This is a genomic window from Oceanobacillus polygoni (assembly GCF_008304605.1).
GTDB lineage: Bacteria > Bacillota > Bacilli > Bacillales > Amphibacillaceae > Oceanobacillus > Oceanobacillus polygoni.
In genome coordinates this window covers 410,163-433,720 of sequence record NZ_PIJY01000024.1, presented here as the reverse complement: position 1 = coordinate 433,720, position 23,558 = coordinate 410,163, and the positions used below count along the sequence as shown (strand labels likewise).

Here is a 23,558-nt window from a genome sequence, read left to right as displayed (position 1 = left end):
GCTTAGACTCTAATGAGGCGAGTGCTGACGATATATATATCGCCAGCACTCGCCCTTTTCTTGTCTGTATGTTTGAATAACACTCCCCTCTTAGCTCATACTAAACTGTAAATCCATCCTCATTAAGGTGATGCTATGAGTATTCGCTTTTTTAAACATCTTTATTTTCGTTTACCGACTGCCATTAAGCTTCTACTTACAATTTTTATTCTGATGACTTTCTTCGGGACGATGATTCACCTGTTCGAACCAAACCAATTTCCAACGATATTCGACGGCATTTGGTGGGCTTTTGTTACTGGTGCAACTGTCGGCTACGGTGATTATGTCCCTCTAACGTCAACAGGGAGAATTATTGCCATTCTACTTATCCTAACTGGTGGTGGTTTAATCGCTTTTTATATTACTTCATTGTCCACTGCAACGGTAAAACATGAGCAGGATCTTGAATGTGGAAGACTCCCATTCAAAGGGAAGAATCACTTTATCTTTATCGGTTGGAATGAGCGTACAAAACAATTAATACACATCGCTTCTAAAAATCATCCAAGCACACGAATCGTTCTAATTGACCGAACGCTACGTCACCTCACCTTCCAAGAATATCCTGTCCATTTTATTAATGGGGATGCCAGTGAAGACACGATATTAGAAAAAGCGAATATAAAGTATGCTGACCGCGTTCTAATCACATCTGAGTTAAACAAAAATGAACGGCAAGCAGATAATTATACGATTCTCGCTACAATTGCAATTCGCGGGAATAACAAGCAGATACCGATCGTTGCCGAGATTTTATCCAAAATTCAAATTGAAAATGCTTTGCGAGCTGGTGCAACGACGATTATCCGATCAAATGAATTTATGAGTGGTTTATTTTTTCATGAGTTAAATCATTCAAAAACTGCTACCCCTTTTGAGGATGTTATTCAACTGTTGATACAACAGCAATTTACTCATGTGCAGCTGCCTAGTGAGTTGAAGGGCAAAACATTCCTGCATATTTCCAATCATCTATTACAACAGGGATACCTGATACTTGGATTTATTCGTGATGAGAAATACCTTGTACACCCTAAGGCAGATCAAACCTTAAGTGAGAATGATATTCTAATCTCCCTAACTCGTTGGTAACATTCCCTATCATTTTTCAAGTAATTTTTGCTAGAATTAATACTTTGTGCTATAATTGTATATTGTGTAAAAAGAAACGAATTTAAATATAGGAGTTGTTCAGCATGACAAGCAAATTTGAAGCTGGTCAAATTATAGACGGAAAAGTTACAGGTATACAGCCATATGGAGCATTTGTTGCTTTAGATGAAGAAAATCAAGGGTTAGTTCATATCTCAGAAATCACACATGGTTATGTGAAAGATATCAATGAACATTTAACTGTTGGTGACGAAGTGAAAGTTAAAGTAATGAATGTAGACGAAGCAAAAAACAAAGTATCGCTATCTATCCGTGCTACAGAAGAAGCACCAAAGAAGCCTGCTAAACCTGCTAGAGAGAAAAAAGCACAGCCTACTTTCCAGCAAGACAATGATTCAGCTGGATTTAACACACTGAAAGATAAGCTTCAAGAGTGGATCGATCAATCAGCAAAGAAATAAGTCACAATATAAAACATACACACGTAAGTATTGAACTTCGTTGTGTATGTTTTTTTCATTGGCAATTCCAATTGCATCATTCTTGATTTCACCATACTAATCGATTAAAGTTAGGGTATGCATTTGATTGCAATTAAAGGAGGATGTCAATGTCACACGTTTCATTTACCTATGATAAAGCTCTTACATTTTTTGACCAGCATGAAGTTGATTACTTAAGCCCATTTGTGGAATCAGCACATCATATGCTACATGAAAAAACTGGCCCAGGTAACGATTTTCTTGGCTGGATCGATTTACCCGAAAACTATGATAAAGAAGAATACGCACGAATAAAGGCAAGCGCAGAAAAAATCAAAAATGATTCTGACGTATTGCTTGTTATTGGTATTGGCGGATCTTATCTTGGAGCTCGCGCAGCGTTAGAAATGCTCAATCATTCCTTCCAAAACCTGCTTTCGAAAGAAGAAAGACAAGCACCACAGGTTATCTTTGTTGGACATCATTTAAGCTCTACTTATATGAATGAGCTATTAGAGTTACTTAAGGACAAAGATTTTTCCATTAACGTTATTTCAAAAAGCGGAACAACAACAGAACCTGCTGTCGCATTCCGAATCTTCAAAAAATACTTAGAGGAAAAATATGGTGCAGAAGAAGCAAAAGCTCGTATTTATGCAACTACAGATAAAGCAAGAGGGGCATTAAAAACATCTGCAGACCAAGCTGGTTATGAAACATTTGTTATTCCAGATGATGTTGGTGGCCGCTATTCTGTTCTTACTGCTGTAGGATTACTGCCAATTGCAGTAAGTGGCATTTCTATCGATGATATGATGCAAGGTGCAAAGGATGCAATGCATGACTTAGCTGAACCAACACTTGCTAACAACCCTGCATATCAATATGCAGCGGTGCGTAATGTTCTATATAACAAAGGTAAAGTAACAGAGCTTCTAATTAATTATGAGCCAAGCTTACAATATTTCTCCGAATGGTGGAAACAACTATTTGGCGAAAGTGAAGGAAAGGATCAAAAAGGGATTTACCCTTCGTCTGCTAACTTCACAACGGACTTGCATTCACTTGGTCAATATATCCAAGAAGGCCGTCGCAATATATTTGAAACGGTACTTCACGTGAATACTTCGAAAAAAGATTTAACATTGGAAGCAGAAGAAAATGATTCAGATGGCTTGAATTACCTAGCTGGTAAAACCATTCATGAAATCAATGATAAAGCATTCCAAGGTACAATGCTTGCTCATACTGATGGCGATGTTCCGAATCTAATTGTAGAATTACCTGCACTTGATGCCTATACTTTCGGTTACATGGTTTACTTCTTTGAAAAAGCATGTGCTATTAGTGGCTACCTACTTGGCGTCAATCCATTTGACCAGCCTGGTGTAGAAGCGTATAAGAAAAATATGTTCGCACTACTTGGTAAACCTGGATTTGAGGAAGAAAAAGAAGCATTAGAGAAACGCTTATAATTAACGTTTAAAAAGCACCGTCGTCTCAAATCAGAGCACGAACGGTGCTTTTTTTAATGATATAATTCAACGCTCGAAATCTTCCACATATTTCCTTCCTTACTCAACTGCACCTCTGCTTGTATGTTATGGTTGTCCTGTCCTATTAATTGATATGTTTCATGATGAGTCGCATGATCCGTTCGAATAATATAGACCAAACCCTTAGCATTTACTTCGTTTAGGTTAAAATCAAGATTAGTTACTAAAGCATGAACATCCTCTTCTGCTTCCTTTTCGACTGCATAAAAATAGAGCGAGATAATCTCCATTGATGAGAGCTTTTCAAGTAATGACACATCTTGTTCCTCTACATATTCTATATATGTCTTTGGTGTAGAACTTAATATTGGCCAACCATTCACCTCATGAATATCCTTTAACTGCAATCCTTCAAATTTATCATCGAAAAAAAGTGATAGTTTATTCGTTAAACCCCAAAGCTGAAGATGATCTGTTTTTTTCCAATCATTTGCTTCATATAACACTACAGCTCCGTTCACAATCTCCCAATACTTAGAGTCCATATGCTCGTTAACAAAATGTAATAACTCATCCCTTGCATCTTGATTTAATGTAGCAGGATACGAATAAGCACCAGCTTCGATATAACCCTCTAAATACCAATGTATAACATTTTGCAAATAGGTTTCCTCAAATAAAACGTTTTTCGCCTCTGGATAATCCTTAAACAGATCCTCTATTTCCAATAAGATTGTGTCAAACTCATCCCATGGAATTTCGTGTTTATTATCGATGCCAGGCGCATACAGATCAATTTTTGTTTCAACTAATTCTAAATAGCGTTCAAACCATTCCATATTCTTTAATCTCTCGTTATTTCCGATAATCCAAAAATAGTCCATTTGAACCTTTATAGCTGGCGATTCAAACTCTTCTGCTTTAAGAACAAAGCCTTGTTCATAAAGCAGCTCTAAAAATGCCTTTACTTCAGATGGTCCAGTAAAACTCTTCAGGTCATGCTGTGCCTCTATTAAATTCTTCTGCTCTTGATTTGTAAGAGCGTATTTTTCAAACAGTTCCATCATATAGATTTGCAGTGAATACTCCATATCTGTCATTTTAAAACCAAATTCAAAGTTTTTCCCGATTGATTCTCCAGCTTTATTCAATTGTTCAATCGCTTGCTTGGGCGGGGTAAATAAATAATCAATTTCCGATTTAATCCGTTCAAACTCTCCAGATTGATTCATAAGTGCAAACTGTTCCACAAGCTGCTCAGCCTGTTTGACCTCACGAAACGATTCCACACTTTCTATCCCAAGTTCCTTGCGAAAAGCTTCTTTCTTTTGCTGATAATAAAGTTTCAAGTATTCAGCTTCCCTATCCCCTTGCTGATCATCATTCAGATACGGAAGTGCAACAATCATAAATAAAAGCATTCCAGCTATCACCGCAACAGTCGGCAACAACCGCCTCCATTTTGTGTTTTTTCTGGAAAAAATAGTATGCATAACGGTTTTGGTATTTGTATATTCAGGTAACTTATTATAGTCATCTTTCATATCGTGAAGCATTTTTTCCAATTGCTTATCATCCATTTTGGTAAACCTCCACTCCAATCGATGTTTCGAAAAGCTCCTTTAATTTTCCTTTTCCACGGTGGATTCTAGTCTTCACAACGGATAATTTAATTTTTAAAATAAGTGCAATTTCATCATAGGATTTATCATGGAAATAAAACAAAATTAGTGGAATCTTATATTTTTCATCAAGCTTTTGTATACATTCATGTAAAAATAAATGCTCTTGTTTTTCAAAATAATAGCCACTTTGAATCGTTTGCAATTGACTTTGCTTCGCTTTATCAATTAGCTTCAACTCTCTTTTTTGTTTACGATATTGATCTCGCACTACATTTAGTGTTACTTGAAAAACCCAAGTTGTAAATTTCCCTTTTTGAAACTGATGTAATTTCCGATGAATTTTGATAAAGGTTTCCTGAACAATATCTGGAATGTTTTCTTGTTTCACACCCAATTGATAAGCAAATCGTTCAATTACAGGCTTATATGTATCAATTAATTGCTCAAAGGCAGTTTCATCCTTTAATTTTGCTCGATTGACAATCTCACATTCATCCACCTATACCTCCCCCTCCTTTCCCGCCACTACCTATGTAACGAAAGTTTCTCGACAAATGTTTCTTCATTGTTTAACTTTTAGAATGTAAGTGAAAAACATTTCGTAGTTGGAAAGAAACTACAAACTAACGAATAATAATGGGTTGTGCGTATACTCGCTATGGAAACACACTACGCTATTACTAGGCTCACTATTTCTTTAGCAAAATACGCTGGAACACAACTTTTATTCACATCCGCCCGGAGCGATCCCGGACGCCGAGAGTTGCTCAAACTAAGTAATTAGAAGTTATTTCGCAGTTTCTATCTTTCGCACATGAAAAAATTTAAATATCCCTGTTTATATTTTTTATTTCGGGGTAATACTATAAATGTAAGACTTTCTCGTATTCCCCCTGTAGGCAAGGCGTTTTAACGCTTTGCTTTTTTTTCGTTTTCATTCAAGCTTTCTTTGTTATAATAGCATTAATGAATTACTAGGAGGCATCTTATGAGTATCTTTAAGGAAATATTTGACCGTAAAAATACCAGATCTGTTAAATGGGACATGTTACAGGCCATGTTCCAATCAGATGACGTACTACCGATGTGGGTCGCTGATATGGATTTCAAAGCCCCAGAAGCTGTTAATGAAGCATTAATTAAACGGGCACAGCACGGGATTTATGGATATACAGTAATTGATGAGGCAGTATCTGGGTCGATCATCAATTGGTTAGAAAAAAGACACAACTGGACAGTTGACCCAACTTGGCTATCCTATAGTAACGGCGTTGTTACCAGCTTACATATAGCCGTACAAGCCTTTACAGAACCAAAAGATAAAATTCTTATTCAAACACCTGTCTACCCACCATTCTATAATGTCATCAAAGCGCATGATCGAGAACTGGTGAAGAATCCACTCGTTAATAAAGATAATTACTACACGATTGATTTTGCAGACTTTGAAAATAAGTTGAAGTCTGGTGTAAAAGCATTTATCTTATGCTCCCCACATAACCCTGTTGGTCGTGTGTGGAAAAAAGAAGAACTAGAAGAGATGGCAAGACTATGCTTGAAATATGATGTCATGATTTTTTCCGATGAAATTCATGCTGATCTCGTCTTCCCAGGTCAGAAGCATATCCCAATTGCATCACTTTCTGAGGAAGTTGCCGATCATACGATTACGTGTATGGCACCATCGAAAACATTCAATCTTGCAGGACTAGACGCATCTTATGTGATTACAAGCAATAATGAAAATCGCAAGAAGCTTGATGCATCATTTAATAAGCAAGGTTTCCATAACCAATTGAATACAATGGGAAATACCGCGATGGAAGCTGCATATACGCATGGTAAACCATGGCTTGATGAATTAAACAGCTTACTTGAAAGTCATACCAATTATGTAACCGAAATGTTTGATCAGCATGCACCTGAACTCAAAGTAGTGAAAACAGAAGGGACCTATCTACTCTGGGTTGATTGTAGTGCACTCGATATGGATAGTACGTCTTTAAATAAATTCATGATTGAAAAAGCAAGGGTTGGCTTGAATGCTGGTGCGTCTTATGGAGAAGGTGGCGACCAATATATGCGTATGAATATTGCTTGTCCACGTGCTACTTTAGAAGAAGGTGTCAAACGGATAATTGATGCCGTACAGGCTTTAACGAAATAGACACGTTAAAACACATGGTCATTTAGCTGATCATGTGTTTTTGCTTGAAAAGAACATGTTTAAATTCTAAAGATAACCCATCATTTTTTCCACCGTACCCACGAGACAATTGATAATGGAAGCGAAAGTATCACAATACATACTAACAAAATCCACGGATACTCTATCACTACATTAGTCTGCCAAGGCCAGAGAAACCTGCTCATATTCTAATCACTCCTTGATTTAATTCGATGATGACTTCGTAATTTTTTTCCGTATCAACGACACGATTAGCAATAGAAAGGGCAAAATAATTAACAATGGAACCCATAAAACAAGCGGAAAAATTTGAGTTCCAACATAGACATGTTCACTTATATTTTCAGACATCGTTATGCCCAAAGTGTAAATAATAATAGCTACAGGTAAAATTAGGTAGCGACTCGATCTTAGATTCAATAACAATTGAATTGAACGAACTGCAGCAAAAAAGTAAAGTGTTAATTTAACAAAAGCAGTGAGAATCATAACCAGACTTACAATTGCGTCAAGATTTTCAAAGAAATCAGCGATCGATATTTGTTGCATTAATATATAAACAGGATACAGGGTACGCTCTAGAATATCTTCACCAAATACGAGAAACTGCATCAAACTAACTCCAGCAATCGTTATTCCGGTTACAATTGTAGCTAAGATTGTTACCTTCCATACCTTTTCAGTTTCTTTTACCAATGGCCAAATCATCGCTAATGTTAACGTCTCCGCAAATGTTTGTGTGATACCTGTTGGCCATACAACTGACCAAATTTTTCCCCACCCCTGTCCAAGAACAGGAAGGATGTAGTTAACATTCACAACATCAGAAAAAAAGAGTAGATTAACCTCAATAAAAAAGATTAATAATACCATCGGTAACAAGTATTCCGTTAGTCGAGCAATAACTTCAATTCCTGATGAAATCCCGCATACAACTACTAATAAAAGCGTGAGAACGACAAACCATGGTGGGGTATCAGGTAGGAGCGTATCTGGAATAATCGATTTCACATCGGATATAATACGCCCTGCCACATACAAAACATTAGTGGGTACAGCCAAGCAATCGGCATACCGATCCATTTACCAAGTTGTGTCGGGAACCATTCCACAAAAGCTAATCCCGGGTTCAACTTCATTAGGGCAACATACATTAAAATCAACAGTATTCCAAAAGCAGTAGAGATTAGAATTGCTAGCCATGCATCTCTACCAGCAGCCGTAGCAAAACCAAATATTACAGATGTACCAAGCTGAAAAAACACTGTAATTGTAAAAAGCTGATAGACCGATATACGTTCCATACAATCCCCCCAAAATCTTAACGGTAAAAGGATTCTCCTTCATCATTCTAATTCGACAATGTCATTGACTGCGAACTAAACCCAGTACCTTTTAACTTGATTTCAGTAGCTATCTCGATTTCAATTTCTGGAAAAACTTCTTCCCACTTATTCTTATACACGTCATTCCACAGTTTGGGATTCGATCGATAAACCGCATGTCCAAAACCAAAAATATCTGACCCTAATTCTTTTTGAGCTTTATCCAACGTTAGTTCAAGCCTATCTTTTACGTCTTCTTCAAACATTTTTTTTACAGTTTGGAGCTTTTCCGGATCATTCAAATCCAACTGAGAGGAATTTTCAAAGATTTCAACATCTCCATAGGTTTTGACTATGATTTTCACTTTTTCTTTTGATACTTCCGCCTTAATCTTAGAAGATACTTGACGTATTTCTGCCCCGATATTCCCACCACCTCGATCATCTATCACTTTAACGGTTATCACTCCAGACATATATTCATCGCGAATCCATAATACTCCTCGAGATTCTATCCCATTCATCCAGCCTTTTAATTTATCTCCCTTAAAGATTGCTGCACCATCAAGCGACGGAACCAATTCTGAGGAGTCATCCTCTTTTTGTAATGTTTTACTTGAAATTTGTGAAGCAAACGGTTCATCGCCATCAGCTAACATGCGTGTTACAAAATCCCTCACTTTAACTTCTAGCCCAGCTCCTCGTTTTTCTTGTTCTGTAATTTCCTCTGATGTCATCGCTTCTATATGAGGGTTTAAGCTTAACACCTCACTAGCTTTTTCTTTTGTAAATAAAATCGTACTAGCTAATTGCGGTTGTCGATACCTCGAGAAGAAATCTAGTACAGAAGAAACACCTTCCGTTGCCAGCTCTTCTCCAATAATAATCACACTATTGTGGGCAAAGAAAATTTCCCGGGACAACTTCATCTGGATTTTACGGTATACCTGCATAATACTTTCTCCCTCTTCTGAAACCACTATTGTTGATTCAGACTTCCCTGATCCTTGACCATCTTGAGCACCAAGGCTTTTAGGAACAGCGATTTGTAAGCTAAGTAGAATATCTTCATTTTCTCCTTTGTCGATTGCAATAGCAGTTACTAAGGCAATATCAATTACCTCGGTCCTGCCCCAACAACTAGTAAGAAGTGGTAACATCACAATAAGTAAAAAAAACATACCTTTTTGTCTCATACATGTTCCCTTCCGCTTCGACATACGTTATTATTGATTTGGCCCGGGACGTGAATTACGCTTAATCCGATTCGTTTTATTTTTCCCGCCATATCCTGGACGCTTATTCATCGCCCACCATGGCGCGCGAACAAATATATCCTTCAAATTATTTGTATCCAATGGAGCAATTGGAGAGAAATACGGGACCCCAAACGATCGGAGTCGGGAAATATATATTTGTAAGGTTATCACGCCTAAGAAAACCCCATATAGCCCCATAAACCCAGCAAGAAACATCATCGGAAAACGAAGAATCCGAATAGAGTTGGCTTGTTCATAGCCTGGTATAACAAACGAAGCTATTCCAGTTATGGCGACAACAATAACCATCGTACTGGAGACAAAGCCAGCTTCTACGGCTGCCTGACCAATGACCAATGCCCCGACAATACTAACAGCTGATCCTACCGCTCGAGGCAAACGAACACCAGCTTCTCGTAATCCTTCAAAAGCAACCTCCATGATTAACGCTTCAATAAGAGCAGGAAAAGGAGTAGCCTCCCGAGCAGCAGCTATACTAAGCAATAAACTTGTTGGAAGCATTTCCTGATGATATGTCGTTATAGCAACATAGAGCGATGGTAACAATAAGGAGACAATTAAAAACAAATATCGTAAAATCCGAATAAATGAAGATGTAATATAGCGCTGATAATAATCTTCAGGACTTTGAATTAGTTGAAAAAACGTTTGTGGAGCAATCAGACAAAAAGGTGTATTATCAATGATAATACCAACATTTCCTTCTAATAAACTTCCAGCTACTTTATCTGGACGCTCTGTGTGACCAACTAAAGGAAAAACTGAAAATGGGTTATCGTCAATTAATTCTTCGATATATCCACTTTCTAAGATAGCGTCAATATCTATTCGATTAATTCGTTCGTGAATCTCCTGAATTAATGAATCGTCCGCTATACCTTCTATATATGTAATGACGAGATCGGTTTTCGATAATCGCCCTACTGTCTTTTGCTCCATTTTTAACTTCGGTGTTTTTAACCTTCTTCGAATTAAAGTCGTATTCGTCCGTAAATCTTCCGTAAATCCATCTCTTGGTCCACGAACGACTACTTCCGATTCCGGTTGTTCAATTCCTCGCTTCTCCCAGCCCTTCAAACTAATGAATAGTGCCTCCGTCATTCCATCAATTAATAAAACCGTATCTCCCGATAAAATATGATTGGTGACATCTTGCAGCTTTTGACTACTAGAAATGTCAGCTGTTGTAACAACTCGTTTCAGCAGCTGTTTCAGTGAAATTATCTCCGAAGAATTTAACTCCTGATTATCGCAATTTAATAACGGCTTCAAAACATCAGAGTCGATTAACTGCAGATCGACAAGCCCATCAAAGAAGATCAGCATTCCTTTTTGCTCTCCAAGATGCAGCTCTCGATAGACGATATCAGAAGATTTCTCGAACACTACCTTTAATTCGTTCGCATCATGCTCTAATTTCCCTGTGAGCACTTCGTTCTGAAACGGACTCGATTGTTCTTCAAGAGGGTGTTTACTGTTAAAAAAATGAAATAGCTTATGGATACTTTTAATGATAAAATCACGTCCCCTCTATCAATCATACAAATTATTCTTACCTGTTCGAGAGGTTATTATGTATGGTGACTCAACATTTTCATGTTACAGTTCCATTGCGATTATCATTTCTTTTCATAAAAACGGCTTGCTATTAAGATAAATAACAAGCCGTAACTTAAACGGAAAGTGTCATTTTTGACAACTACTTCACCACTTGTTCGACGCAAGTTTTCTACTCTTCTTGGTCCTCATTAAATTCCGTGGGATCTGTCGGTGCATCTTCGGACTCGCCATCTTCATCTTCTTTTGCAATCACACCACAAATAATTCTTGCTCCAGAGTTACCGCTTGGCTGACTCACACCATCATCCTGATTTTCCGTAACAATTAAAGAGGTTCCACCTTCTCCAAAAAGCGAATTTTTTCCATCAAGCATCGTCGCCTCTGGCAGCATCAATTCTACATCAACAAGCCCAGCACCATCCGCTTCAATATTGGGCAAATCACCAAGATGTGCACCATCCGGATGCATGAGGCCATGCTCGTTCCCTTCTGGGTCTAAATGGTTCCCAGCGCTTGTGAAATCTGGTCCTTCGCAGACCGGGTATTCGTGGACATGTATCCCGTGAAAGCCAGGATTTAGCCCTTCCAAGGTAAGCTCAATTTGCACTCCCTCTGCTGTTTCATTTAGTGCAGCTGTTCCAACTCTATCTCCGGTTCCATTATACATTTCTACTGTCTTACTGGTAATTTCATCTGATGATTGGCAAGCAATTAATAAAAGTAAGGTAATTAAAACAACAATAAAACGCATGTAAAAAATCTCCTTTTGCATTCCTTTCTATTCAGTATTTGCAACAAGGAATTAATCTAAACAAAAAAGCCCCTTATTTTTTAATAAGGGGACTTTGCGTTAGCTTACGTATTATCTGTTGTATGTTGATTTTTTTCCAATTGTTGATGATATTTTTTATTGAAACTTTGCTCATCTTTCTTCGATTTTTTCACCATCAGGTACATTGCAATAACTGCTAAAATGATGAAAATCGTCAATGCAATAACTGCTGGAATATATTCCGTCTTATCTTCTGGAAAATAAAGAAACGGCATCATCAATCTTCACATCCTTCTCTATCAATTATAACAAACTTCTATTATTAGCCAACTAACAAAATCAAATATTCGCTAATCTGCCTTATTTTTGGCAAACTAGAGCTAAGGAGAGTGATTTGATGTCTGAGATTTCAATCGGAAGTATAGTAAAGGCGCATTATCGTTCAGGAACTTATATTGGAGTTATAAAAGAACTACGTGGCGAGAACTTTCTCGTTGAAGTACTTGCTGTCCAAAAACATCCGCTACAAGGAGACTTGCACAATTACGGAAAACTCGATGACGTCTTTTTCCACGAACGAAAAGCATTGGCATACCGTGAAAAAATGAACGTTAAAAAAGCAGCCGTTCACGCATATGAAGGAGAAATTCCAGCCTATGGAAAATCTTTAAAAGAAGCAGTGGAAACGTACAAGGAAAAAATCGGAGCAGAAGATACGCCATTTAACAAAATGGCACAGCAAAAGCTCGATAATCTAGAAACGACGTATTACGAAAAATTGTATAATCAAGAATAAAGCTAGAGAACAATTGTCCTCTAGCTTCTTTTTGAGCGCCATAAGCACAGAACTTATCCAGCCTGCAGACGCTTACGATGTGTCGTTTATTCACCTAAGTGTTCTTTAATTACTTCAGCAACACCGTTCAATGCTTCTTCTTCATCATTTCCAGTAGCAATGATTTCGATTTCAGATCCTTTTGGAATACCTAGTGACATTACTCCCATAATGGACTTCAAGTTAACTTGCTTTCCTTTATACGATACTTCAACCTCAGAATCATACTGGCCCGCTTTATTAACTAATAACGTTGCAGGTCTTGCATGTACACCAGTTTCAGCAGTAATTGTAAATGTTTGTGATTTCATTAAAATTCATCCTTCCAAATCTATTTATAATATTTTTTCAAACATTTATGTTATGTGATTCACATAAACCTACTTCTATTATATACAATTACAGAAATTAATGAAAGAAATAAGCAAAAAAAAATCGAATACAGTGGAAATTTGTCTTTCATGAGCTGTTATGATAACGTTATTTTGAAAAGAACTGCTTCAGATACAAGGAGGAATATAAATGAGTGTTCACATAGGTGCAAAACAAGGTGAAATTGCTGATAAAATACTTTTACCGGGAGATCCCCTGCGTGCAAAATATATTGCAGAAACATACCTAGAAGATGCGCAACTTTACAACGAGGTACGTGGTATGTTGGGTTATACTGGCACATATAAAGGAGAGCGCGTTTCTGTACAAGGTACAGGAATGGGTGTACCCTCTATTTCCATTTATGTTAATGAGCTTATTCAAAGTTATGATGTAAAAAAACTAATTCGAGTTGGTACATGTGGAGCGATCCAAAAGGATGTAAAAGTCCGTGATATTATTTTAGGCCAAGGATCAACAACAGATTCACAAATGAACCGATTAATTTTTAACGGCATTGATTATGCTCCAATTGCCGATTTTGAATTACTCAAGAACACGTATGATGCTGGTATGGAAAAAGGACTTAACCTTCGCGTTGGTAATATTTTTACAAGCGATACATTCTATCGTGATAATGCGAAAGAAGTAAACGAACTGCTTGCGAAATACAACGTCCTAGCAATTGAAATGGAATCAACTGCACTTTACACCCTTGCAGCAAAATATGGACGTCAAGCATTGTCTGTACTTACGGTTTCTGACCATATCCTTACTGGAGAGGAAACAACAGCAATGGAACGCCAAACAACCTTCAATGACATGATGGAAATCGCTCTAGAGGCAATCATTAAATAAACCCATTTTCACAAAGACAGTCGAATAATGACTGTCTTTTTTGTCACCTCAAATTAAATTTTGGTTGACATTATAAATGTACCCTCTTATTATTTTGGTATAAGGGGGAGTTTCACATGACGAAATTACGTCCAATAGATTTAACGTTTGGGGCCATGTTTGTTTGTTTAATGGCCATCGGTGCGAATATTACGGTTTGGTTTCCATTTTTGACAATTCCAATTGGAGGAACAACCGTTCCTGTATCCTTACAAACATTCTTTGCTATTTTAGCAGGAATGATGCTTGGGAAAAAGCTTGGAACCATATCGATGGTTGTTTATACATTACTTGGCTCGGCAGGATTACCGATATTCGCTGGTTTAAAAGGAGGATTCTTTCAGTTAATTAGTCCAACGGGAGGATTTATTTTTTCCTTTATTTTAATTGCTTTTATTGTTGGCTGGATGATAGAGAATCGACAAACTCGTTCGATTCCATACTTTATCTTTGCTGCAATTATTGGTTTATTCATCAATTACGGATTTGGAACTACATATATGTATACCGCTATGAACACGTGGCTAGCTTTACCGATTTCTTATTCAGTCGCATGGGCAGGAATGATTCCATTCATGATAAAGGATGCTATATTATCGATTATTGCTGCCCTTTTTATGTTAAGCCTTGCCAAACGAATTCCTTCCACATTGAAGAATATAAGTGCTTCATAAGACTTATGCTATAGTCATCCGTTTACCTGGTCACTTCTCTATGGTAAAATAACAGCAATATGATGGAGCACCCACGCAACTTGCAGGTTTAATCAGGATATTGCAGTAGGAAGGATGTTTTATAGCTTATGGAGTTATTTTTAAATTTCCCTTTGTGGGCAGCCTTAACAGCAATTGTATTTGCTCAAGTAATTAAAATTCCAATTAAATTAATCTTTACACGAGAGTTCCAACCAGGTCTCGCATTTAGCACTGGTGGAATGCCAAGCAGTCATTCTGCAGCCGTCACTGCACTGACAACTGCTATTGGAATCGTTGACGGTGTCACATCAAGTGTATTCGGACTCGCATGCATCTTTAGTGTAATCACGATGTTTGATGCTTCTGGTGTGCGTAGACAAGCTGGGGAGCATGCAGCTGTGCTTAATCGATTAATTAAAGACTTTCAGTACTTTACAGAAAGTGCGAAGGATTGGAATAAAAAGGAAGAATATGAGAAGCGCAGGGAATTGAAAGAGCTATTAGGACATCAGCCGATTGAAGTATTTTTTGGTGGCTTGACTGGAATTGGTATTGCTTTCTTACTCTATCCATTTTTCCAATGATAAAAGCTAAAAAGACTCCCGATAGTTGATTTCGGGGAGTCTTTTTTGTATTTCGTTAACCTTCGTTAAATTGTTGCCTGAATACTTGCATCGTTTCATTTTCATTTAACGCTTTAAGCTGTTCTTCAGTCAATTCTCCATTGCCCATTTCTACGATATAGACTTCTAATTCCCTTTTACCCCACTGTTCATAAACGTCATCCACTGTGTGGTAAAATAAATCAAGTTTATTTCCCTGTATCGCACTTCCCTTATCAGCAACAACACCATAGCCGTAGTCGGGAATATAAAGAATTGTTCCTATCGGATAAATCGTTAAGTCAGCAGCAATAGTAGAATACAAGTCTCGTTTCACTTTTACACCTGAAAATGTAACCCCATATTCTGGATGATCTGGCATTTTTCCGGTCGATTCGATTCCGGCTGTATAACCAGTTGCTACTACTGTTGAAACTGGATATTGTTCAAAGTCAATTGCTTCCTCAATCGTTTGTTGCGCTTCCATTTCATTGCTTGAAATATAACGTTGCTTCGATTTTGAAACATTTAATCCCTTATGTTTTAACACTGTTTGCCTGAGCTCTGCTGCTTTTGACGTCAGCACAGTACCCGACTCCGGATGTTCTTCCCCAGCATTTGAAATGGATGTCACTGCCTGCACAAGCAAAACCATAATCAATGTCAACATCCCAACATGCCAAATAAAATGTTTGATTTTCATAATAACACCTCTTGGATGTCATCATTTCCAATCTAGTAAAATTTTATTCATGAAAATATTAGAAAACTACTTAGCATATATCACAGATACAGTAGCATGCCTTTATGCACTTATGTAGGTAGGTAAATCTCTATCGCTTCATTTTAACCATGGTGTAAATGTCTATTGAAGCAATTAAAACATCCGATAGCCGCTTTTACGCAAGATTTTTATAACGTAACCAGATACGATTGCTCCTGCAAGTCCAGAAGATAGGATAAGTATATCAGCGAACTTTAAGCTCACTAATTCTTGACCTAGTTGCGAGAATGCCGCACTTGTATTTGTAAAATATTCCATTGTTGATAGATTATCAATAATCATAATGACAACAAACGGATAAAGAAATGCCATCAGCCATGTCCTTCTTAACAGCATATTTAAGATGAATGCGATTCCGAAAAAAATGACGAAATATAAAACAATGGAAACGATTAATTGTATCAATCCAGTAACTCCCCTCATGTAATCGATTAAGCATACAACTGTCATTTTATAATAAAAAGCCAAAAAAGCAAAGGCTGTACGCTTCCTTTGCTTTTTTGTTATAACTCATATTAGTAAAAAATGTTAAATTTCCCTTTTTTCATTAAAAGGCCAATACCGCCTAATTTCAACAGGTAACGATTATCACTCATTTTTTTCATAACCGTCGCTTTCCAACCAAATAATTTACGTCCTAAAACCTCAGCAATTGCATCATCATGACCAAGTGAAGCGATTGTACCTAATAGATTTGGCTCAAAAGATTGTAGCGCTTCTCCACGTACTGCCGCTTTTACGTTATGAGCTACCGTTCCAGATTGCTGAATCGCAATTTGTGCAGTTGGCGGGAAAGGTCTGCCCGTCTGCTCATTCATAATTAGCGCACAATCTCCAATCACAAACACATCATCATAATCTGGTGTACGCATATCCTTACGCACTTCTACCTTACCACGATTTGTTGTAAAACCAGACTGCTCCACAATTGAATTTGCTTTTACTCCTGCTGCCCAGACGGTTGTCATTGTCGGAATCTCGGTCAGCTTTCCGTCTTTTTCATAGACGATACGATCTTTATTACATTCCTTCAACATTGCACCATTAATAAACTCTACCCCACGAGATGATAAGGAGTTTATGGCATATTCCACAAGTTCTTCATCAAATCCTGGCAGAATCGTCGGCGCTCCTTCCACAACAATAACCCTAACTTGCGTTTTCTCAATATCATATTCCGCACATAGCTCTGGAATTCGATTGATTAATTCACCGGCAAACTCGATACCGGTAAATCCACCGCCACCAATGACAATATTCAGTCGTGCATCATTTTTTTCGGCTTCATTATGATAATTAGCAAAGTTATAATCCAAATGCTCCCTCACTAAACGAGCACTATTTATATCACCAATCATCAATGCATTTTCCCCTAGTCCAGGAATGCCAAATGTAGCTGCTTCGAAACCTAATCCAATAACGAGTACATCATATTTCAGTTCTGTATTCGCTAACTTCACTATTTTTTCCTCTGGCTTAATGCTAATAACTTCATCTAAAACAATATTAATTTTTCTTGAATTAATAACATCTTTAATTTTAATTTTTGTTCGGTCTGGATGAAGTGTTCCAGCGGCATTTTCATGTAGCCAAGTTGCTTGATAGTGGTAATCATTTTTATTGACAAGGGTAATATCCGCTTCATTCATATGCATCGTTTTCTGTAATTTTGAGGCAGTCATCATTCCACCATATCCTGCACCTAAAATTACAATATGTGGTTTATTCATTCTCATTCACTACTCCATTTTTCTCATTTTACGTAGTCACTCTAGTCCTCTAAGCCTATGTGACATATTTCACTAGTTTTCTTTAGAAAAATTGGGTATTCACCAGTCCTTGCTGTGAATGCCAAAGTACTTATGCTTCTTTATTGCCAAATATAAAACCTGACTAAATCCAGAATCTCTTTTTCTATAATTATATTAAAACTAATTTGTCATCATTCTGTAATATTCACTAACCTATATTAGCGTTTTTCATGAAAGTTTTCAACCCTATATTTTATTTTCCTAATTGTATATTTATTAACTGTTTTTTCGATTACCAGTAAAATCGTTTTCAACCATACACTTCATGAATCGGTTGTGGTACGATAAGAATGTTGATAATTTATTGAAATATATCGGGGGTTTTTATCATGTCTGAACAAATATATGATGTCACAATTATCGGATCGGGCCCTACCGGATTATTTACGGCTTTCTATGGCGGGATGCGCCAAGCGAGCGTAAAGATAATCGAAAGCTTGCCACATACTGGTGGACAGCTCACAGCCCTCTATCCGGAAAAATACATATACGATGTAGCGGGATTTCCAAAGGTTCGCGCCCAGGAGCTTGTCGATAGACTAGAGGAACAGGCAAACATGTTCAATCCTGAGATTGTGCTTGGACAAGCTATTGAAACCGTAGAAAAGCTTGAGGATGATTCATTTAAATTAACTTCCAATACTGGTGAAGTTCATTTCACAAAAACAATGATCATCACAGCTGGAAATGGTGCATTCCAGCCGCGCCGTCTCAATATTGGTGAAAGCGAACGTTTTGAAGGGATTAATTTACACTATTATGTAAAGGATATGAATCAATTTAAAGATAAAAATGTAGTTCTCTTAGGCGGGGGCGACTCAGCAGTGGACTGGGCACTTATGCTCGAAAAGGTTGCAAAGAAAGTGACACTCGTTCACAGGCGTGATGAATTCCGCGCACACGAACACAGTGTAGAGCAGCTAAAAGCTTCAACTGTCGAACTATTAACACCATTCACTCCTTCAGATATAGTTACGTCTGATAAAATTGATCAAATTATTTTCCAAGAGGTAAAAGGTGATCGAACAGTCGAAATAGAAGTAGATGATGTTATTTGTAACTATGGCTTTATCTCAAGCCTAGGACCTATCAAAAACTGGGGTCTCGAAATTGAGAAAAACAGTATCGTGGTCAACACAAAAATGGAAACAAATATTCCAGGAATTTATGCTGCAGGCGATATTTGTACGTATGAAGGAAAAGTAAAACTGATTGTTACTGGATTTGGTGAAGGACCAACAGCTATTAATAACGCTAAAAATTACATCGATCCAAAAGCACGTATCCAACCAAAGCATTCAACAGCAATGTTTTAGGTTGTTAGCCATCCGATTTGGATGGCTTTTTTTAATGATCTAAGCAGGAATTCAAGGCGTTTATGGCGAATCATTATCCTAACTGACTGTGAGGTGATTTCTTGTATAAAAAGACTTTTACGACTCCATTTTCCATTTATAAAAAAGAGGCATTGCTGAGAAGATTGCCTGCTTCTCATCCCCAAAGAGAGAGAATCGGACAAGATTTGCGAATTGCTTACGCAGGTAATCAAGGTGAACGCTCGTTAGAATTCCATTTAAACTTTACCCGAGATGATTACTTGATTTTTCATGACTTAAGACTTCCTTGGATTAACGGCTATCATTTTCAAATCGACCTATTGCTCGTTTCCCCCTTCTGTATATTTATTTTAGAAGTCAAACATATAGCAGGCAAGCTTTACTTCGACGACACTGCACAGCAATTGATTCGTACCAATGAAGACAAGGAAGAAGTTTTTCCATACCCAATAACACAGATCCATCGCCATCAGCATCAGCTTCAAGATTTCCTCAATAGGCACGCAGTTCCAGCCATACCAATTATCCCCTTAGTCGTTTCCAGCAAATCTTCCTCCTTATTACAGGCCTCATCAAACGCAGCACATATCTTTGATTCTGTCGTTCACTCAGCAAGTCTTCCTTTTAAAATCAACAGTTTGAAAAACCGTTTCCGAACTCAGATTCTATCCCAGCATCAACTTGATGAATTATCATCCCTGCTGCTTAAAAATCACACTCCATTAATGACCAATGAATTAGCGAGGTATCATCTTCAAGAAAAGCAGTTAATCAAAGGTATTCTGTGTATCCGATGTACGACGCCTTCTATGCGTCGAGAATGGGGTTACTGGAAATGTGGTCGCTGTGGATTCCAAAGTATACATGCACATATTCAATCCCTAATCGATTACCTGCTTCTGATTGACCATGAAATAACAAACAAACGCTTTCGTGATTTTACACTGCTGAATTCTAGGTCGGTTACGTCAAAATTATTAAACGTATTACCTCTAAAACATCATGGCACATATAAAAATCGTACCTATTTGCTCGATTTCGAGAAACTGTCACAGCTACTTGATCATGATGAATGAATAATGCAAGGTTAGCTTGGCTTGCGAGCGCACTTTATGTGCGCTCTTTTTGTGATTGGATCGTATTTTGTTTGAATTGGACCGTATTCCTTTTGAATTGGATCGTATTTTAGCAGATTTGGATCGTATTTCAGCCTTGTTCGATCGTGAGCAAAGCGATTCCACACCAAGCCAAAACGCAATTAACCGCGAACCCACAAAAAAACGGAGCACCATACAGCGCCCCGGTTCTGATTAACAATCTCCTGGTGTTCCTACTTTATCCTTTGTACGGAAAGATGAGCCACACCCACAGGATACGATAGCGTTCGGGTTATCAATTGCAAACCCGCCACCCATCATGTTTTGTTTAAAATCAATAGTAGTTCCTTCAATAATCGGAATGTCCTGATTGAAAAAAACAACCGGAATTCCATTTATATCTTCTACAACGTCTAATTCTTCATTTATATCATATTCAAACCCTAGAGAATAAGATAATCCGCTACATCCCCCGCCTTTAATTCCAAAGCGCAGATGTGCACCCGCGGATTCTTCCTGCATCATCTCTTTGATTTGAGCGCTGGCATTATCTGTCAATGTAATGACCATTTTACGGACCTCCTCATTTCAAACTATATATTTAAGTATACAAAGAGAAATCAAGTTGTTCAACTATTTCTACTCGACATATTGGAACACACCTTTAGCGATGATCTCTGCACCACCGGTCATCCACACGTCTCCAGCTTCATCCCATTTAATCGTTAAATCGCCACCCGCCAAATGAACAACTACCGCCTCATTTTTGTTACAGTGGTGATTTAACGTCGCAGCAACTACCGCAGCACACGCTCCTGTACCGCAAGCTTGTGTGACACCAGAGCCTCGTTCCCACACACGGAAATGAAGTTCATTTGAAGAAATAACTTCGATAAACTCTACATTGACCCCCTCTGGAAAACGAGGGTCTTTTTCAACAATAGGACCAAGTTCATACAAGGGTGCTGCCTCAATTGAATCTACAAAAAATACCACATGAGGATTTCCCATCGATATGGCAGTCACCTCTAATTCTTCACCATTAATGACAAATGGCTCCGAGATAACTTCAGGATCATCACTTCCCATCATTGGAATGTGCACCCGACGTAATTCTGGGCGTCCCATATTAATCGTAATAAGTTCTACCTGTTCGTCATTTGCAGTAACTTCAGCTTCTACAATATTCGCTCGTGTTTCAATTGTAAATTTTTCCTTTGTCACAATTCCATGTTCATACGCGTATTTCGCAGTACAACGCAGTCCGTTCCCACAGCTTTTTCCTTCTGAACCATCTTTATTAAAAATTCGCATCCCAAGATCAGCCTTTTCACTCGGATGCATTAAAATCATCCCATCTGAGCCGATCCCAGTATTGACATTCGCTACTTTCTGAGCAAGATCGGAAAGGAGTTCTTCTTCTATGTTAAATTGGAATAAATCAATATAAATATAATTATTCCCAAGACCATGCATTTTGATAAAAGGTATTTCCATTTATACTCCAACTTTCTAAGACTGTAGTTGTACACCATGCTTATCCAAAGATTGATAGATTGTTTTCAAGCGTGGGATCCCTTCTGCTACCATTTCATCATTCACAAAAACAATTGGATAAAATAAATCCTCCTCAAAAATTTGTTCAACGAATGCCTGATGTTTATCCACATCCTGCGGCTGATTAATATCAATGTATTCATATGCAATTGGGTCAGCAATATATTTCCTACCGATTGCTGCTTGAAGCCATTCGTACGTATCCTTTGAGCCAGGTGCTCCTACACAGCTTGCACAGATTTGCTCTGCTCCATAAACCGTTATGGTCACTTTTTTGGTATTCAAACTACCCCACCCCTTCCTATAATCTAGCTTATCCTAGTTTCTTTTATTTTACAAAATCCTCGTAAAAAGATAAACTATAAGTAACTGAAACGAACTTAATAAAGTTTAGATAGATTTTTATAGGAAGTCATTCTATAATAGAAGTATGGAAAGGGGTTAGATGGATATGCAAGAGCAAGTACAAGAAGTTTTAAATAAATTACGTCCATTCTTACTACGTGACGGTGGAGATGTTGAATTAGTTGATGTAGATGAAGACGGTGTAGTGCTCGTTCGCCTTATGGGAGCGTGTGGTAACTGCCCGAGTTCTACCATCACATTAAAAGCAGGAATTGAACGTGCATTAATTGCAGAAGTTCCTGGCGTTAAAGAGCTTGAACAAGTATTCTAAATAAATATATTGTATAAGGCAGACAATCAAATGTCTGCCTTTTTTTATGTTACTGGAGTTTTTGGCTTATTCCCTTGCAGAACTGCACTAATATTATCCAAACAAAGCTGAATCATTGTCGTACGTGTCTCCACACTCGCAGAACCGATATGTGGCAGGCAGACGACATCGTCTCTTCCAACAAACGGATGGTCAGATCGAATGGGTTCTTCTCGGAAGACATCAAGACCCGCCGCTCGGATTTCCCCTTTATCCAATGCCTCTAGTAATGCAGACTCATCAACAACTCCCCCTCGGGAAATATTAATGAAAATCGCGCTTGTTTTCATTTTTTCAAAAGCTACTTGATTGAAAGTATTCGCCGTTTCCTGTGTTAATGGTACAACTGAAACGATAAAGTCTGATTCACTCAATAACTCATCAAAACTAGAATAAATAGCACCGAGTTCCTGCTCAACTGCTGGTTTTCGATTTCGGTTATGATAGCGAACGTTCATATTAAATCCTGTAGCACGTTTTGCGATCGCTTCACCAATTCTTCCCATTCCAAGAATGCCAATTGTTTTGTGATGAATATCAGCTCCTGCAAGAAGATATGGTGCCCACTCGTTCCATTTATCTTGTTCAATAAGTGTACTTGCCTCGACAATTCTTCTTGCTGTTGCCATTAGTAGTGCAAACCCTAAATCTGCCGTTGTTTCTGATAACACATCCGGTGTATTTGTAACAATGACTTGATGTTTATTCGCAGCATCGACGTCAATATTGTCATAACCAACAGCTAAATTGGCAACAACCTTTAGGTTTGGCGCTTGTGCTAAAAGCTCTTCGTCCACGTTATCGCTGAGTACAGTCAACAAGCCGTCAGCATGCTTTGCTTCCTCTAACAGCACATCTCGTGGTACACGTACATCCTCCCTCTCCCACATTCGGAATGAAAAGCTTTCCTCGTACGGTTTTAATAATGCTTCTGGAATGTTTCTTGTGATATAAATTGTGGCTTTTCCCATGT

25 protein-coding genes and 1 pseudogene are annotated in these 23,558 nt (G+C 37.9%); 11 read left to right on the top strand and 15 right to left on the bottom strand.

The genetic code is table 11. From position 1 onward, the window contains the following. The first annotated feature begins 135 nt into the window (after nucleotides 1–135). The 3 genes from F1560_RS11305 (at nucleotide 136) to F1560_RS11295 (ending at nucleotide 3,112) form a co-directional block, all read left to right on the top strand. Nucleotides 136–1,134 (top strand): potassium channel family protein, encoded by a 999-nt coding sequence (locus F1560_RS11305; protein ID WP_149474716.1) that lies wholly within the window; start codon nucleotides 136–138, stop codon nucleotides 1,132–1,134. A 104-nt stretch (nucleotides 1,135–1,238) separates the two neighbouring features. Further along, nucleotides 1,239–1,616, top strand: a complete 378-nt coding sequence (gene yugI / locus F1560_RS11300) for a S1 domain-containing post-transcriptional regulator GSP13 (RefSeq protein ID WP_149474715.1) — start codon at nucleotides 1,239–1,241, stop codon at nucleotides 1,614–1,616. 149 nt (nucleotides 1,617–1,765) lie between these two features. Continuing rightward, nucleotides 1,766–3,112, top strand: a complete 1,347-nt coding sequence (locus F1560_RS11295) for a glucose-6-phosphate isomerase (RefSeq protein ID WP_149474714.1) — start codon at nucleotides 1,766–1,768, stop codon at nucleotides 3,110–3,112. Nucleotides 3,113–3,165: 53 nt separating this feature from the next. On the opposite strand, the gene F1560_RS11290 is transcribed toward F1560_RS11295, so the two are convergent. Both F1560_RS11290 and F1560_RS11285 read right to left on the bottom strand, forming a co-directional pair. Further along, on the bottom strand, nucleotides 3,166–4,713 hold the full coding sequence (locus F1560_RS11290; RefSeq protein ID WP_149474713.1) for a hypothetical protein: 1,548 nt from the start codon (nucleotides 4,711–4,713) through the stop codon (nucleotides 3,166–3,168). After that, nucleotides 4,706–5,257, bottom strand: coding sequence for an RNA polymerase sigma factor (locus tag F1560_RS11285; RefSeq protein WP_149474712.1), 552 nt, complete (start codon nucleotides 5,255–5,257; stop codon nucleotides 4,706–4,708). The genes F1560_RS11290 and F1560_RS11285 overlap by 8 nt, the downstream gene beginning before the upstream one ends. A gap of 489 nt (nucleotides 5,258–5,746) precedes the next feature. On the opposite strand from F1560_RS11285, the gene F1560_RS11280 reads away from it, so the two are divergent. Beyond that, nucleotides 5,747–6,925: a MalY/PatB family protein gene (locus tag F1560_RS11280; protein ID WP_149474711.1), complete on the top strand. Its 1,179-nt coding sequence runs from the start codon at nucleotides 5,747–5,749 to the stop codon at nucleotides 6,923–6,925. 225 nt (nucleotides 6,926–7,150) lie between these two features. Here the strand turns inward: F1560_RS11280 and F1560_RS11275 are convergent. From F1560_RS11275 to F1560_RS11250, 5 genes and pseudogenes are all read right to left on the bottom strand, one after another. Next, nucleotides 7,151–8,250: pseudogene (locus F1560_RS11275) on the bottom strand (GerAB/ArcD/ProY family transporter). Between the two features lie 47 nt (nucleotides 8,251–8,297). Beyond that, nucleotides 8,298–9,467: a Ger(x)C family spore germination protein gene (locus tag F1560_RS11265; protein ID WP_187773703.1), complete on the bottom strand. Its 1,170-nt coding sequence runs from the start codon at nucleotides 9,465–9,467 to the stop codon at nucleotides 8,298–8,300. Nucleotides 9,468–9,497: 30 nt separating this feature from the next. Further along, nucleotides 9,498–10,937 carry a spore germination protein gene (locus F1560_RS11260; protein WP_187773702.1) on the bottom strand — a complete coding sequence of 480 codons (1,440 nt, stop codon included), beginning with the start codon at nucleotides 10,935–10,937 and terminating at the stop codon, nucleotides 9,498–9,500. Between the two features lie 343 nt (nucleotides 10,938–11,280). Further along, nucleotides 11,281–11,862: a superoxide dismutase family protein gene (locus F1560_RS11255; protein WP_149474706.1), complete on the bottom strand. Its 582-nt coding sequence runs from the start codon at nucleotides 11,860–11,862 to the stop codon at nucleotides 11,281–11,283. Nucleotides 11,863–11,966: 104 nt separating this feature from the next. Then, on the bottom strand, nucleotides 11,967–12,161 hold the full coding sequence (locus tag F1560_RS11250) for a hypothetical protein (protein WP_149474705.1): 195 nt from the start codon (nucleotides 12,159–12,161) through the stop codon (nucleotides 11,967–11,969). Nucleotides 12,162–12,280: 119 nt separating this feature from the next. Between F1560_RS11250 and kapB the strand changes: the two genes are divergently transcribed. Next, nucleotides 12,281–12,679 (top strand): kinase-associated lipoprotein KapB, encoded by a 399-nt coding sequence (kapB, locus tag F1560_RS11245; protein WP_149474704.1) that lies wholly within the window; start codon nucleotides 12,281–12,283, stop codon nucleotides 12,677–12,679. Nucleotides 12,680–12,765: 86 nt separating this feature from the next. Here the strand turns inward: kapB and F1560_RS11240 are convergent, their stop codons facing one another. Further along, nucleotides 12,766–13,029 (bottom strand): phosphocarrier protein HPr, encoded by a 264-nt coding sequence (locus F1560_RS11240; RefSeq protein WP_149474703.1) that lies wholly within the window; start codon nucleotides 13,027–13,029, stop codon nucleotides 12,766–12,768. 211 nt (nucleotides 13,030–13,240) lie between these two features. Here F1560_RS11240 and deoD point away from each other — a divergent pair, with 211 nt between their 5' ends. From deoD to F1560_RS11225, 3 genes are all read left to right on the top strand, one after another. Then, the gene (deoD, locus tag F1560_RS11235) at nucleotides 13,241–13,948 is read left to right on the top strand and encodes a purine-nucleoside phosphorylase (RefSeq protein WP_149474702.1); all 708 of its coding nucleotides are present in this window, start codon (nucleotides 13,241–13,243) and stop codon (nucleotides 13,946–13,948) included. Nucleotides 13,949–14,064: 116 nt separating this feature from the next. Continuing rightward, a complete protein-coding gene (locus tag F1560_RS11230) occupies nucleotides 14,065–14,661 on the top strand; it encodes a biotin transporter BioY (RefSeq protein ID WP_149474701.1) in 597 nt (198 codons plus the stop codon). Nucleotides 14,662–14,789: 128 nt separating this feature from the next. Continuing rightward, nucleotides 14,790–15,266, top strand: a complete 477-nt coding sequence (locus tag F1560_RS11225) for a divergent PAP2 family protein (RefSeq protein ID WP_149474700.1) — start codon at nucleotides 14,790–14,792, stop codon at nucleotides 15,264–15,266. Between the two features lie 55 nt (nucleotides 15,267–15,321). Here F1560_RS11225 and F1560_RS11220 read toward each other — a convergent pair whose 3' ends face one another. The 3 genes from F1560_RS11220 to F1560_RS11210 form a co-directional block, all read right to left on the bottom strand. Further along, nucleotides 15,322–15,987, bottom strand: coding sequence for a 3D domain-containing protein (locus tag F1560_RS11220; RefSeq protein WP_149474699.1), 666 nt, complete (start codon nucleotides 15,985–15,987; stop codon nucleotides 15,322–15,324). Nucleotides 15,988–16,161: 174 nt separating this feature from the next. Continuing rightward, nucleotides 16,162–16,473, bottom strand: a complete 312-nt coding sequence (locus F1560_RS11215) for a YuiB family protein (protein WP_149474698.1) — start codon at nucleotides 16,471–16,473, stop codon at nucleotides 16,162–16,164. Between the two features lie 110 nt (nucleotides 16,474–16,583). Continuing rightward, nucleotides 16,584–17,798 carry an NAD(P)/FAD-dependent oxidoreductase gene (locus F1560_RS11210; protein ID WP_149474773.1) on the bottom strand — a complete coding sequence of 405 codons (1,215 nt, stop codon included), beginning with the start codon at nucleotides 17,796–17,798 and terminating at the stop codon, nucleotides 16,584–16,586. A 410-nt stretch (nucleotides 17,799–18,208) separates the two neighbouring features. Between F1560_RS11210 and F1560_RS11205 the strand changes: the two genes are divergently transcribed. After that, entirely contained in the window at nucleotides 18,209–19,195 is a 987-nt protein-coding gene (locus tag F1560_RS11205) for an NAD(P)/FAD-dependent oxidoreductase (RefSeq protein WP_149474697.1), read from the top strand. A gap of 101 nt (nucleotides 19,196–19,296) precedes the next feature. Beyond that, a complete protein-coding gene (locus F1560_RS11200; RefSeq protein WP_149474696.1) occupies nucleotides 19,297–20,292 on the top strand; it encodes a nuclease-related domain-containing protein in 996 nt (331 codons plus the stop codon). A gap of 234 nt (nucleotides 20,293–20,526) precedes the next feature. Here the strand turns inward: F1560_RS11200 and F1560_RS11195 are convergent, their stop codons facing one another. The 3 genes from F1560_RS11195 to F1560_RS11185 all read right to left on the bottom strand — a co-directional run bounded on the left by F1560_RS11195 (nucleotide 20,527) and on the right by F1560_RS11185 (nucleotide 22,155). Then, nucleotides 20,527–20,883, bottom strand: a complete 357-nt coding sequence (locus tag F1560_RS11195; RefSeq protein ID WP_095309255.1) for a HesB/IscA family protein — start codon at nucleotides 20,881–20,883, stop codon at nucleotides 20,527–20,529. Nucleotides 20,884–20,952: 69 nt separating this feature from the next. Then, nucleotides 20,953–21,810, bottom strand: a complete 858-nt coding sequence (dapF, locus tag F1560_RS11190; protein ID WP_149474695.1) for a diaminopimelate epimerase — start codon at nucleotides 21,808–21,810, stop codon at nucleotides 20,953–20,955. 15 nt (nucleotides 21,811–21,825) lie between these two features. Further along, the gene (locus tag F1560_RS11185) at nucleotides 21,826–22,155 is read right to left on the bottom strand and encodes a YuzD family protein (protein ID WP_149474694.1); all 330 of its coding nucleotides are present in this window, start codon (nucleotides 22,153–22,155) and stop codon (nucleotides 21,826–21,828) included. 166 nt (nucleotides 22,156–22,321) lie between these two features. Between F1560_RS11185 and F1560_RS11180 the strand changes: the two genes are divergently transcribed. Then, entirely contained in the window at nucleotides 22,322–22,546 is a 225-nt protein-coding gene (locus F1560_RS11180) for a NifU family protein (protein ID WP_149474693.1), read from the top strand. 44 nt (nucleotides 22,547–22,590) lie between these two features. Here F1560_RS11180 and F1560_RS11175 read toward each other — a convergent pair whose 3' ends face one another. Beyond that, on the bottom strand, nucleotides 22,591–23,556 hold the full coding sequence (locus F1560_RS11175; RefSeq protein ID WP_149474692.1) for a 2-hydroxyacid dehydrogenase: 966 nt from the start codon (nucleotides 23,554–23,556) through the stop codon (nucleotides 22,591–22,593). Nucleotides 23,557–23,558: the final 2 nt, after the last annotated feature.